Origin of the sequence: Burkholderia arboris (assembly GCF_902499125.1) — a bacterium.
GTDB classification, from domain to species: Bacteria; Pseudomonadota; Gammaproteobacteria; order Burkholderiales; family Burkholderiaceae; genus Burkholderia; species Burkholderia arboris.
In genome coordinates this window covers 248,795-261,836 of record NZ_CABVPX010000007.1, presented here as the reverse complement: position 1 = coordinate 261,836, position 13,042 = coordinate 248,795, and the positions used below count along the sequence as shown (strand labels likewise).

Here is a 13,042-nt window from a genome sequence, read left to right as displayed (position 1 = left end):
CAGGATCCCGACCCAGGCCCGCGATGAGCGACGAGAAAACCGAACAGCCAACCGACAAGAAGCTGCGCGACGCGCGCCGCGACGGCGAGGTGTCGAAAAGCAGCGACCTGATCGACGGCGCGCTGCTCGCCACCGGCGCGATCGTGCTGCTCGCGTGCGGCGACATGATCGTCGACGCCACGCGCTCGTCGCTGCATATCGCGCTTGGCTTCGTGTCGTCCGGCCACGACATGGTCACGCTGGCGGTCGCATTGCAGCAGATGGGCGCCCGGCTGGCCGGCGCCGTGCTGGTGCCGGTCGCGGCCGCGCTCGTGGCCGCCGTGGTGGCGCTGGCGCCGCAGGTCGGCTTCCAGGTGTCGATGAAGCCGGTTGCGTTCAAGCTCAGCGCGGTCAGCCCGGTGGCCGGCATCAAGAAGATCTTTTCGGTGCGGACGCTGATCGATCTGCTGAAGATGATCGTCAAGGGCCTGATCGTGTCGTTCGTGATGTGGCGCACCATCGACGCGGTCATGCCGATGGTGGCCGGTTCGCTGTACCAGCCGCTGCCGCAACTGTCGAGGCTGCTCGCCGTCATCGTGCTGAAGCTGTTCGGCGTGGCCGCGCTGGTGTTCATCATCATGGGCGCGGCGGACGTGAAACTGCAGCGCTGGCTGTTCATCCGCAGCAAGAAGATGAGCAAGGACGAGGTCAAGCGCCAGCACAAGCAGGACGAAGGCGACCCGGTCATCAAGGGCGAGCGCCGCCGGATCGCCCGCGAACTGTCGAACGGCCCGGCGCGGCCGAAGGTCGGCGCGGCGAGCGTGATGGTCGTCAACCCGACCCACTATGCGGTCGCCGTGCGCTATGCGCCCGACGAAAACCCGCTGCCCGTGATCATCGCGAAAGGCTTCGACGCACAGGCCGCGCGCCTGCGCCGGGAAGCGCAGCTGGCCGACGTGCCGATCGTCGGCAACCCGCCCGTTGCGCGCGCGCTCTACAAGGTCGAGCTGGGCGCGCCGATTCCCGAGGAACTGTTCGAGACGGTCGCCGTGATCCTGCGCTGGGTCGAATCGCTCGGCACGGCCCGCGGCCGGCCCGATGCGGACGCCCGCGCCGACGCGCACTGATCCACGCAACCGGTTACGTCACATGGCTACCCTGCTCAAGTCGCTGAAACTGCCCGCCGGCGGAGAAATCGCGCTGCTCGCGCTGATCGTCGCGATGATCTCGCTGATGATCCTGCCGCTGCCCACGCTGCTGATCGACATCCTGCTGAGCTTCAACCTCGCGATCAGCGCGACCCTGCTGATGATCACGCTGTACGTGCCGAGCATCGTGTCGCTGTCCGCATTTCCGACGCTGCTGCTGTTCACGACGCTGTACCGCCTGTCGCTGAACATCGCGTCGACCAAGTCGATCCTGCTGCACGCGGAGGCCGGCGACATCATCGACAGCTTCGGCCAGCTGGTGGTCGGCGGCAACCTGGTCGTCGGGATCGTCGTGTTCGTGATCATCACGGTCGTGCAGTTCATCGTGATCGCGAAGGGTTCCGAACGGGTTGCCGAAGTGGGCGCGCGGTTCACGCTCGACGCGTTGCCCGGCAAGCAGATGAGCATCGACGCCGACCTGCGCGCGAACAACCTGACGCCCGACGAAGCGCGTCACAAGCGCGCGACGCTCGCGCTCGAAAGCGCGCTGCATGGCGGGATGGACGGTGCGATGAAGTTCGTCAAGGGCGATGCGATTGCCGGGTTGATCATCACGGTCGTCAACATCGTGGCCGGCCTCGCGGTCGGCGTCGCGTATCACGGGATGACCGCGGGCGAAGCGGCCAACCGTTTCTCGATCCTGTCGATCGGCGACGCGATGGTGTCGCAGATCCCGTCGCTGCTGCTGTCGGTCGCGGCCGGCGTGATGATCACGCGCGTGTCGGACGAGCGCGAAGGCAAATCGCTGTCGCTCGGCGCCGAGATCGGCCGGCAACTCGCGGCCAGCCCGCGCGCGCTGGCGTTCGCGTCGCTGTTGCTGCTCGCATTCGCGGCGGTGCCGGGCTTTCCGTGGCCGCTGTTCCTGCTGCTGTCGGGCGCGCTCGGCTTCGCCGCATACCGGCTCGGCAAGCGCAAGCCGTCGCGCGGCGCGTCCGTCGACGAACCGCTCGGCTCGATGCAGCGGGCCGGCGCGAAAACGGTCTCGCCCGCGATCCTGCCGCAGGCGCCCGCGTTCGCCGCGCCGCTCGGCGTGCGCATTTCCGCCGACCTGGTCGTGCGCATCAACCAGCCGGCGCTCGACCGCGCGTTCGAAGCCGAGCGCGCGCTGTTGCAGGAGGAACTCGGGTTGCCGTTTCCGGGCATCACGATCTGGGTGTCGGACCGCGTGCCGCCGTCGAGCTGCGAATTCCTGATGCACGACGTGCCGCAACTGTCGCTCGACCTGCCGGCCGGCAAGGTGATGCTGCCCGATCTCGGCGCGGCGGCCGCGCGCGGACCGGAACCCGGCGATCCGCAGACCGTGGACAACGAAGCCGCCAGCGCGATGATCGCGCAATGCGACGTCGGCATGCCGCTCGTCGCGAACGGCCCGCAAACCTACTGGATCGACGAAAAGTCGGTGCCCGCGAAGACCCGCGTATGGCGCGCGGAGCAGCTGATCGCGCATGCGTCGGTCGCGTTGCTGCGGCAGCATGCGGCGTTGTTCGTCGGCGTCCAGGAGGTGCAGTACATCTTCGACCAGATGGGTGGCGAATACCCGGGGCTCGTGGCCGAAGTGCAGAAGGTGCTGCCGCCGCAGCGGATCGCCGACGTGCTCCGGCGCCTGCTCGAGGAGCAGGTGTCGATCCGCAACGCCCGCAACATCATGGAAAGCCTGATCGCATGGGGGCCGAAGGAAAAGGACATGCTGATGCTCACGGAATACGTGCGCGGCGACCTGTCGCGCTTCCTCGCGCATCGTGCCGCCAACGGCGCGAAGCAGTTGCCGGCCGTGCTGTTCGACATGCCGGTCGAGCAGCATATTCGCCAGGCGATCAAGCAGACGCCGACCGGCAACTATCTGGCGCTGCCGCCGGAAGAAGCGAAGTTCCTGGTCGACAGCATCCAGTCCTTCGTCGGCCCGGTGCCGCGCACGGGCGTTGCGCTGGTGACGTCGATGGATATCCGGCGCTACGTGCGGCGCATGATCGAAGCGCAGCTCGGCTGGCTGCCGGTCTACTCGTATCAGGAGCTGGGCTCGCATGTCGATCTGCAGCCGCTCGGCCGCGTGATGCTGTAACGCGCGATGTCCAGGATCCACCGTCCCGCCCGGATCATCCCGCCCGCGACCGACCCTGTCGACGCGCCGGGTGCGCGCCGCGCGCGCCGCTTCGATTACGCGGCGCTGCTGCGCCGGCGTGCCGTGCCGCGCGTGGACGGCGCGGCATCCGAAGACGACGGGCACGATGCGTACGACGCACCGGATTCCGGTGCCGACGAGGATACCCGCGGCGATGCGCCAGGCGATGCGCGCGCAGGCGCCTCGCTGGCCGAGCGGATCGGCGCGGCGAGCGCGCCGGTCGTCGACGCCGTCTACCGGCAACAGAACCGGTTCATCGAATTGACCGCGCATATCGCGCGCGAGATCGCCGAGTTCTGCGCGAACCGGACGATCGCGCAATCGGGCAGCTGGGATGTGTGCCTGCCGCTCGACCCGGCGGTGCTGCCGGACACGACGCTGTACCTGTCGCTTTCGCCTCTCTGTCTGCAGCTTCGTTTCGACGCGCAAGACCCGTCGAGCAGACAGCTACTCTGGCAACACAGTCGCCTCCTGGATCGCGAACTGACCGGACTCCTCGACGCATGGGGCGAACCGCGGCAGATCGAGATCGTCATCGGGTGACGCGACATGAAGCGCGGCTCGTTTGCGGCACATCTGCAGACGAACACTCCGACACCGCCTGAACGGACAACCCTCGATCGCATCGTGCTCGACGAAACGGCATTGCTGAATGACGGCATCACCGGCGGCGCTTCGCAGCGGCCGCCCGCCCTTGCCGCAACCGACGCCCGTGCGCCGGCGCTGCCCGCCGATGCGCTTGCACGCGGCCTGTCGCGGATCACGCCGGCCGCCGCGCAAGCGAGCCTGGTGCTGTTCGACGCGCGTGTCGACGCGCTGGTCGCGCAATTCGGCGGCGTTACCGGATGGCGGCTGACACCCGCGCCGCGGGCGGCCGATCCGGACACGCATCGCGACGAACCGGGCCGGATCGTTCTCGCCCATGTCACGGGAAGCCTCGCGGTCGATGTCGATCTGGCGCGCTATCCGGCATTGCAGGCGCTCGCGTCCGATTCGCGCGGATCGGCACCGGCTGCCAACGCCGGCACGGTCCAGGCGCTGCGGCAATCGATCGCCGGCGTGCTGCTGGCGCCACTCACGGAGCGTCTGCTCGAAACCGGTATCGGCACGTGCCGGGTCGCCGACGTGCTGCGAACCGGCGGCGCGGCCGCCGCGCGGCACGGCCAGCAGCACGCCGGCCGCAACGCGCCCGGCACCGGCACCGATGCCGATCGACTCGTCGCCGAGGTGGCCGTCACGGTCGACGGATACCGTCACGACGCGACGCTGCACATCGGCGCGGCGACGCTCGCGCTGCTCGAACGGCGTCTGTCGTCGATGCAGGCAGGCCGCTCCTCCAACGCTCCGGCGCAGGACGCGCCGCATGCGCGAGCGGGCTCCACCTGCGGCCTCCATCCGCTGCTGCGCATGCCGGGCCGCATCACGATCGGCGCGCGCCGCATCGCGATCGCCGCGCTCGAGGCGCTGCGCCCCGGCGACGTATTGCTGCGCACGATGCCGACGCATGTCGAAACCGCGCTGGCCCGGGGCGACACATTTCTCGCGCGCGCCGCGTGGGGGACGCCGGGGTTGACCCGGCTTTGCACCGGCGTCGAAATCGACGGCAGCCGGCTTGTCATCAGCGAGGACCCCGTCATGACCGACGATCTGCACTACCCCGACGACGCGCACCCGCCGCTCGCCGACGATTTCCAGGACGACCCCGTCGACATCGGCGAGCTGGACCTGCCCGTGCAGTTCGAACTCGACAGCGTCGCGCTGCCGCTCGCGCAACTGTCGTCGCTGCGGCCGGGCTACGTGATCGAGCTCGATACGCGCGTGTCCGACGCACAGATCAGGCTGGTGGCCCACGGACAGACGATCGGTCATGGCGAGCTGATCGCGGTCGCCGATCGTCTCGGTGTTCGAATCCTGCGGATGGCGCACGGCGATGGTTCAGTACAGTGACCTCACCGGGCTGCTGCTCGTCGTCATCGCGATCACCATCGTGCCGTTCATCGCGATGGTCGTCACCTGCTACATGAAGATCGTGGTGGTGCTCGGGCTGTTGCGCAACGCACTCGGCGTGCAGCAGGTGCCGCCGAACATGGTGCTCAACGGCATCGCGATCCTGGTGTCCGCGTATGTGCTGGCGCCGGTCGCGATCGCCGCGTCGCGCAACCTGCCGAGCGACCCGGTCGCGGGCGCATCGAGTTCGCAGGCGGTGATGCAGGCGTTCAGCGCCGCGCGCGAACCGTTCCGCAAGTTCCTCGAAGCCCACGCGCACGAGCGCGAGCGGCGCTTCTTCGTCCGGTCGGCGGCGATGGTCTGGCCGAAGGATGTCGCGAGCGAACTGAAGGACACCGACCTGTTCGTGCTGGCGCCCGCGTTCACGCTCACCGAGCTCACGGAAGCGTTCAAGATTGGCTTCCTGCTTTACGTGGCGTTCATCGTGGTCGACCTGATCATCGCCAACGTGCTGCTCGCGATGGGGTTGAACCAGGTGCAGCCGACCAACGTCGCGATTCCGTTCAAGCTGCTGCTGTTCGTCGTGATGGATGGCTGGTCGACCCTGATCCACGGCCTCGTGCTGACCTACCGGTAGCGCGCCGCAATCGATATCGAATGCTTGCTTACGGGAATTCTCGATGGAAATCGACGCGCTGATCGGCGCCGCCGCCCAGGGGATGCTGCTGTGCCTCTACTGCTCGCTGCCGGTCGTCATCGTGGCGGCCGCGGTCGGGCTCGCCGTCTCGTTCCTGCAGGCGATCACGTCGATGCAGGACCAGACCTTGCCGCATGGCGTGAAGCTCGTGGCGGTGGTGATCACGATCATCATCGTGGCCCCGCTCGCGGCGTCCTCGGTCCTGCATTTCGCCAACCAGATGATGCGCACCGCGTTGCCGCAATGAACGGCATCGTCACGACGATCCCCGGAGCGGCATGTCGATGAGCCGGATCTCGCACAATCCTTATGCTGCCGCACAGGACGGGCTCGCGCAAACCGAGCGGACCCGCGCCGAACACGGACGCGACGACGCGCGCGCGAGCCATCAGGCCGCGCTGTTTCGCGGCCGCACGCTGTTCGCGCATGCGCGCAACGTGAGCGCGAGGCTGCTGGCGAACAAGCAGCTGGCCGCCCGGATGCGCGCGCGCCTCGCGCAGGCCCGGCGGAAAAACGCCGGCAAGCGCGCGCGCTTCGCGATGCCGCGCAAGGCAATCGCGCAACCGGCGCAGCAACGGGGTCCGCACGGCACGACCCGGCGGGGTACGTCGAGCCCGCTGTCCGGATTGCGCGTCGGTCGTGACGGCGGACGCGGAGGACAGCGCGGCGGCGAGCAGCAGTCGTCCCAGCAGGACGGGAATCAACAGCAGCAAGGCCGGCAACAGCAGCAGCGCGAACGGGAGCCTGGCACGCGGCGCGCGCCGGGCGCCCTGCGCGTCGCCCGGCGCGGCGCGGCGGCCGCCTTGCTCGACGACGCGACGGTACCCGACTGGCTGGCCGGCGCACTCGGTCATGACGCCGGCGGTGCGCGCGAACAGGCCGTTGCCGATGCGTGTTGCGACGCGTTGCTGGCGATGCGCGACGAGCTCGCCGCGGCCCCCGGAACGCCACTCGATGCACGAATGTATCGCGTCGCCCGTGAAGTCACGCTGTCACGCACCTGGCTCGGCCCGTCGAGCGCGACCGGTTTCGACGCGGTGCGCGCGCGGCTCGTCGAGCGGTCCCGGCTGCGCAGCGCCGCCACGGGCGCCGGAGAATCGCATCCGGCCGACCGGGCCGCACCGGCCGTCGAACCGGCCGCCCGCATCCGGCATTTCAACCTGTTGCTGGGATTGCAATTGCTTGCGCTCGAACGGCCGGCGATCGGCTCGCGCGCGGCGCGCGCCGACAGCATCCTGGCGTCGCTGGAAGCCGGTGCGCACGCGTCGAACCTTGACGCGCGCGACCTTCCCGGCGACGACACCCCGTCTGACCCGCCATCGACTCGCTAACCGCTTCGCAGACACGCACGCCGGTTCGCGCGTCTGCCGGGCGACGGAACCGACGGCCGTTACAGTGAAAGTATCGAAAGCACGCGACGCCGCTGCGATGCATGTCGCCTGCGTCACCGCACGGATCCGAATCGACCATGAAACTGCTGCGCATCCTCACGGGACACCACGCCGGCGCCCAGGTCCATCTGGAGCCCGGTGCGTATCGCGTCGGCGCCGACGACGACGCCGACATCCAGCTCACCGACTGGCGGGGTGCCGACGTCCTGCTGGTGGTCGAATCGAACGGCGCGGTCAGCAGCCAGCGGCTCGAGCATGCGGACACGAACGATTCGCTCGCCGCCTTCGCTGCACCGCAGGCAGACCTGCCGCACGACGGCGATGACGCGGCGTCGGCCCGCGCGGCTCGCGGCGACGCGTTCGCCGGGCAGGACGACGAACCGCCTGCGACGCTGGATCCTTGCAAGGTCTGGATGGTCGACTTCGTGCCGTTGCAGTTCGACGACATCGCGTTGTGCATCGGCTGGGCGGACGACACGTGGCCGAGCGACCTCGCGTTGCTGTCGACACTGCTGACCGGCCCCGCCCGCGCGTCGAACGAAGGCGACGACACGCCGCGCGGCGCCGCGCGCGTGAAACGGCTGCGCTATGCGGGCATCGTCGCCGCGTGTGTCGCCGTCGGCGCGGGCGTGGCCGGCCTCAGCTTCGCGCTGACGACCAACGTCAGCCGCGCCGCGCTCGCGCCGCCCGACGTGCTGCTCGAGCAACGCGTGAACCGCGCGCTGGCCGACGCGCACCTGAACGAGCTTCATGCGGCCCGCGATGGCGGCGACGGCGCCGCGCGCGCGGTGGTGACGGGGATGGTCCGCTCGGCGAACGACGATCATGTCGCGCGGCAACTGTTCGACCGCATGAAGCCGGCCGTCATCGTGCGCCGCTATCGGGTGGCCGACGACATCGCCCGCGGCATTCGCGATGCCGTCGACGTCGACGGCGTCCAGGTCGCTTACGACGGCCACGGCGTGTTTACGGTATCCGGCGCGGTGGCGGACCGGCAACGCGTCGAGAGTGCGCTGACGCGTATTCGCGGCGATTTCGACAAGAGCGTCACGCAGATTCGCGTCGCGTTGACCGACATCGACCTGCCGGCGCCGGCCCCCAAGCAGGGGAATTTCACCGCGCTGCTGTCGTCGGGCGACGTGCGATATGCCGAAACGCCGGACGGCGTGAAGCACATCTATCCGGTGCCCGACGCCGCTGACGACATCGCACCGGAAACGGCCGCCGCATCGGCGCCGGGCGCGGCATCCGCCACGCCGGCGGCGCCCGCCACACCGCCCGTCGCGCGGGTCGATCCGGTGCCGTTGCCGTCGGACGACCGGGCCGCCGCAGCGTCGATTCACTGAAGCCCAAGGGGAATTCGCATGTACGAAGCAATCGAACGCCACGCCGAGGATTTCGGCAACCTGCAGAACCTGCTCGCCGACCCGGCCTCGGGGCCGCGGCTGATCGAGCTCGAGCGCGCGCTGCAGCTCAGTGCCCAGGCGGTCGGCGACGCCCGGGGCGGGTCCGACCTGGACCGCAGCAACCGCTCGAAGATCTATCTCGGACTGATGGCGGCCAGCCGCCTCGTCGCGCAGCTTCGCGAGCAGGAACTCGCGAAGTAGCGCCCGGTTTTCGCGCTTGTGCGCGGAATCCCGCGACGCCGGGCGACCGGACCGTCGCGATCTGCAACGTACTGTCGAGAAAGTCGCCCGCATGCAATCGCGGCGGCGTTCGGACAGGCTCTTCTACACGTCGAAAGGAGTCGGACATGAGTATTGGCAACGTCGTCGGCAGCGTCGCGGGAGGCGCGAATTCGGCTGCCGCCACCGGTGGCATCATCGGACAGCTTGGGGCCGCCGGGAACGAACAACTGGCGATCGCAGGCGCCGTGTCGAACATGCAATTGAAGCAGGCGACCGGCGAGGCAATGAAAGCGGCCTCTTCGGGTGTCAAGGAGGCCGCGAAGCCCTCGTGATCGAGACGAAGGCAACCGGCGCCGCGACCCTTGTGCCGGTCGGGTCGCGGCGCGGTACGGCCGGCACTTCTTTCGACGGGTCGCAAGGTCGATGAGCATCGATATCTATACCGCGCTGGTCGGCGAACTGTGCGCCGCCGTCGGCTTGCCCGACGTCGACCACATCCTGCAGACGCGGACGATCGAGGTCGAGGGTTTCGACGTGCGGCTCGATTACTTCGACAACGACCCGGGCGCGCTCTACGTCAATTTTCATTACGGCACGGTCACGGCCGGCCGCACGTTGACGATCTTCCGGCTGATGCTGGAAGCGAACCTGCTGATCTATGCGCAGGACCAGGCACAGCTCGGCATGGACAGCGATACGGGCGGCATCGTGCTGATCGTGCGCGTGCCGTTCGCCGACGACGTGACCGGCGAGACCCTCGCCGACCTCCTCTCGCACTACGCCGAGCACGGCCGATACTGGCGGCAGAACATCATCGAATCGAACGACGACATGTTCGAAGGTATCGCGACGGGTGAATTCATCTGGCTGCGCGCGTGAAGCCTCGCCTGCCCCCGGCTCGCGCGGCGGACCGGCACTTCGCGTCCGCCAATCCGTCCTCGCATCGACGATGTAACCCGCGTGGCGGTGCGCCTGTGCTGGTTCCGGAACCCGTTGCCCCGGAGGTCACACGTGCGACGCACTGGAGCACCGGTCCGCAGCGTTCGACGTCGATCGTCATGCGATGGGGACCGATGGGGGCGAGCCCACGCGCGGATGGGCCGCGCATCGCGGGCGCGGTGCGCGTGTCGTTGAATGTCCTGCCGCGTCTGACCGCCCATTGTTCCGCGCTGATTGCGACGGTCGACGCAGGCGCATCCGTCATGCGCGCGGGGCCAGGCCGTACCCGATCGCGCAGCGTCAGACGGTCAGACGGTCAGACCGTCGGGTCGCCGCGCCACGCACGCGCACGCCACCGTGCCCCGGCATGCAACCCGGCCCCCGCCGCGACGAATGCCGTGCACACGGCCAGCACGCCCGGCCACCCTGCCGTCGTCCACGCCGGCACGGCCAGCGCCGTGCCACTGGTGCCGCCGATGAAGTACACGATCATGTAGACGCCGTTGATGCGCGTGCGCGCGGCCGGCCGCAGCGCATAGATCACGGTCTGGTTGCAGACCATCGCGGCCTGGATGCCCATGTCGAGCAACACGATCGCCAGCGCCTCGACGGCGACCTGCCCCGGCCACGCGGCGAACAGCACCAGTGCGACGAACAGGCAGGCCAGCGCGCGCCCGAACACGCGCTCGGGTCCGAGCACGTCGGCCGCGCGGCCGATCGCCGGCGCGATCAGCGCACCGGCGATGCCCGCGAGCCCGAACAACCCGTCCACGGCCGCGCCCCATGCCGGATGCGTGTGCCGCAGATGCAGCGCGTAGCTCGCCCACAGCGCGCTGAACGCGCCGAACAGCAGCGCGCCGCGCCACGCCGACAGCCGCAGGCGCGGTTCGTCGCGATAAAGCGCGTGCAGCGAGCGAAGCAGGCTCGCATAGGATTCGCCGGTCGTCGCCGGCGAGCGCGGCAGCCGGCGCGACACGAGCCACGCGAGGAGGGCCTGCGCGAGCGCCGCGAACGCGAACATCGCGCGCCAGCCGAGCGCGTCGGTCAGCGCGCCCGAAACCACGCGGCTCGCGACGATGCCGATCAGCAGCCCGAGCATCACGCGCCCCACGACACGGCCGCGCCGCGCGGGCGCCGCCAGCGTCGCCGCGAACGGCACGGTCAGCGACGCGGTGGTCGCGAACACGCCGCTCGCAAGGGTGGCGAGCGCCTCCAGCGCGAAGAACGGCGCAAGCGCCGCACCGGCCAATGCAAGCGCACCGAGCCACGCGAGACGCGCGACCAGCGAGCGCTTCTCGTAACGGTCGCCGAGCGGCACGAGCAGCACGAGGCCGGCCACGTAGCCGACGTGGCCGAAGATCGACAGCGTGCTCGCGGTGGCCGGCGCGACGCCGAAGCTCGACGCGATCGCAGTCGCCATGACCTGGTTGTAGTAGAGGCTGCCGGCCGAGAACGCGCACAGCGTCGCCATCAGCGCGACCTGCGCGCCGGTCACGCCGTCGGCGGCGGGCGTACCGGCCGCCGCCCCTTCGCGCGGATCAGCAGCCATCGCCGAGCGCTCCCGGGTTGACTCGCCGATCCGGATCGAGGCTCGCCTTGACACGCCGCATCAGGTTCCACGACCCCGGTTCCAGCACGCGCTCGAACGGATAGTCGCGCGACACCTGCCAGCTCGCACCGCCCAGTTCCGCATACGCGAGATAGGTCGCGTCGCGAATCGCCTGTACGGCGGCCCGCGCGTCGGGCGCGGCTGGCCGATCGGCCCACGGCGCCGTGACGTCCGCCCCGACCGTCGCGACGTGCAGCGGCGTGAGTTCGTCGCGCCAGTAGAACGCGGTCTCGAAGAAAAACTCGTTGCCGATGCACATCAGGAAATGCGAGCGGCTGATCCCGTGTTGCGTCATCAACGCATCGAACGTTTCAAAGTGACGCGCCATCGCATCGCACACGTACAACGCATCGGCGAGTGCGAACGTGGCGTGGCACGGTACCCAGCGTTCGCCGTTCAGCCCGAGCATGCCGCGCACCGGGCCGAACGGTTTCGCGCGAATCACGCGCGGCACCGAATCGGGCAGCTCGACGCCCTCGTACAGCACGATGGCGCGCACCTCGGCCAGCGCCTCGCCGAGGCGTCGCGCCGATTCGTCCTCGACCATCAGGTGCAGCGTGTACGGATACGCCGTCAGGAACTGCGTGCCGCCCGCGGCGACCGCCACCGCGTCCTTCACGCCGGCCGCGAGGCTCGTGCCGGCGCCGACCACCGCCAGCAGGTTCTTCACGCTGTCGGCCGCGCGGTTCACGCCGGCCGACTGCAGCGCCTTGTTGCGGTCGATGCCGAAGCTCTCCGCGATCTTGCCGGTCTGCGCCAGCCGCACCTGCGCGTCGACCATCGCCTGCATCGTCGCGAAGCCGGCCGACAGGTAGCCGACATGCGGCGTACGCTCGATCAGGCGCAGCGTCGCGGCGACCTTGATGCCGAACGCGCCGTTGTCGCCGAGAAAGAGCCCCGTGAAATCGGGGCCGCCGCCGTGGCGCGTGAACGGCTTCGCGCCGCGCCGCCCGCCCGACCCGGTGGTCACGCAGGTGCCGTCGGCCAGCACGGCCGTGACGCCGAGCACGCTGTCGGCCACCGTGCCGTGGCGGCTCGATCCGTAGAACGCGCTGTTCTGCGACAGTGCGCCCCCGACCGTCCCGCCGATCCCCGACATCGGCCCCCAGTACGGCGTGCGCAAGCCGGTGGGCAGCAGCGCCTCGTGCAGTTCGGCCCAGGTGCAGCCGGCTTCGACGGTGACGAAGCGGCTCTTCTCGTCGATTTCGATCACGCGCGACATGCGCCGCGTGTCGACCACGATGCAGTTGCGGTGCGGCGGCAGATAGCCCTTGCCGTACGACAGGCCGCCGCCGCGCGGAATCAGCGCGACGTCGAGATCCTGCGCGAGTCGCGCAAGCGCGACCACGTCGTCGGCGCTGCGCGGCAGCGTGATCGCCAGCGGCGCCACGCCCGGTTGCCAGAACACGTCGTTCGAATAGAACGCAAGCGACGGTTCGTCGGTCAGCACCGCGTCGGCGCCGATGAGCGCGCACAGCCGCTCGCCCAGGTCGCCGTGCGACGGCCCGTTGAATGCAATCTGCAT

At 69.5% G+C, this 13,042-nt stretch carries 13 protein-coding genes; 11 read left to right on the top strand and 2 right to left on the bottom strand.

Going from position 1 to position 13,042, the window contains the following annotated elements; genetic code table 11:
• The first annotated feature begins 23 nt into the window (after positions 1–23).
• The 11 genes from sctU to BLA15945_RS11545 all read left to right on the top strand — a co-directional run bounded on the left by sctU (position 24) and on the right by BLA15945_RS11545 (position 9,848).
• On the top strand, positions 24–1,106 hold the full coding sequence (sctU, locus tag BLA15945_RS11595) for a type III secretion system export apparatus subunit SctU (protein WP_059241455.1): 1,083 nt from the start codon (positions 24–26) through the stop codon (positions 1,104–1,106).
• Between the two features lie 22 nt (positions 1,107–1,128).
• A complete protein-coding gene (sctV, locus tag BLA15945_RS11590) occupies positions 1,129–3,246 on the top strand; it encodes a type III secretion system export apparatus subunit SctV (RefSeq protein WP_174992394.1) in 2,118 nt (705 codons plus the stop codon).
• A gap of 6 nt (positions 3,247–3,252) precedes the next feature.
• A complete protein-coding gene (sctP, locus tag BLA15945_RS11585) occupies positions 3,253–3,849 on the top strand; it encodes a type III secretion system protein SctP (protein WP_174992393.1) in 597 nt (198 codons plus the stop codon).
• 84 nt (positions 3,850–3,933) lie between these two features.
• Complete coding sequence (gene sctQ / locus BLA15945_RS11580; protein ID WP_174992392.1) at positions 3,934–5,253, top strand: type III secretion system cytoplasmic ring protein SctQ; 1,320 nt, start codon at positions 3,934–3,936, stop codon at positions 5,251–5,253.
• Positions 5,237–5,890 carry a type III secretion system export apparatus subunit SctR gene (gene sctR / locus BLA15945_RS11575; RefSeq protein ID WP_059241449.1) on the top strand — a complete coding sequence of 218 codons (654 nt, stop codon included), beginning with the start codon at positions 5,237–5,239 and terminating at the stop codon, positions 5,888–5,890. Before sctQ ends, sctR begins: the two co-directional genes overlap by 17 nt.
• A 43-nt stretch (positions 5,891–5,933) precedes the next feature.
• Entirely contained in the window at positions 5,934–6,197 is a 264-nt protein-coding gene (gene sctS, locus BLA15945_RS11570; RefSeq protein ID WP_059241447.1) for a type III secretion system export apparatus subunit SctS, read from the top strand.
• 37 nt (positions 6,198–6,234) lie between these two features.
• On the top strand, positions 6,235–7,281 hold the full coding sequence (locus BLA15945_RS11565; protein WP_174992391.1) for a hypothetical protein: 1,047 nt from the start codon (positions 6,235–6,237) through the stop codon (positions 7,279–7,281).
• A gap of 137 nt (positions 7,282–7,418) precedes the next feature.
• Positions 7,419–8,687 (top strand): secretion protein, encoded by a 1,269-nt coding sequence (locus tag BLA15945_RS11560; protein ID WP_174992390.1) that lies wholly within the window; start codon positions 7,419–7,421, stop codon positions 8,685–8,687.
• An 18-nt stretch (positions 8,688–8,705) separates the two neighbouring features.
• A complete protein-coding gene (locus tag BLA15945_RS11555; protein ID WP_174992389.1) occupies positions 8,706–8,948 on the top strand; it encodes a type III secretion protein in 243 nt (80 codons plus the stop codon).
• Between the two features lie 146 nt (positions 8,949–9,094).
• Positions 9,095–9,301, top strand: coding sequence for a hypothetical protein (locus BLA15945_RS11550; RefSeq protein ID WP_059241440.1), 207 nt, complete (start codon positions 9,095–9,097; stop codon positions 9,299–9,301).
• Between the two features lie 91 nt (positions 9,302–9,392).
• Positions 9,393–9,848 carry a CesT family type III secretion system chaperone gene (locus tag BLA15945_RS11545; RefSeq protein ID WP_059241437.1) on the top strand — a complete coding sequence of 152 codons (456 nt, stop codon included), beginning with the start codon at positions 9,393–9,395 and terminating at the stop codon, positions 9,846–9,848.
• 376 nt (positions 9,849–10,224) lie between these two features.
• Here the strand turns inward: BLA15945_RS11545 and BLA15945_RS11540 are convergent, their stop codons facing one another.
• Positions 10,225–11,457, bottom strand: a complete 1,233-nt coding sequence (locus tag BLA15945_RS11540) for an MFS transporter (protein WP_174992388.1) — start codon at positions 11,455–11,457, stop codon at positions 10,225–10,227.
• Entirely contained in the window at positions 11,447–13,042 is a 1,596-nt protein-coding gene (locus BLA15945_RS11535; RefSeq protein WP_059241433.1) for an FAD-binding oxidoreductase, read from the bottom strand. The genes BLA15945_RS11540 and BLA15945_RS11535 overlap by 11 nt, the downstream gene beginning before the upstream one ends.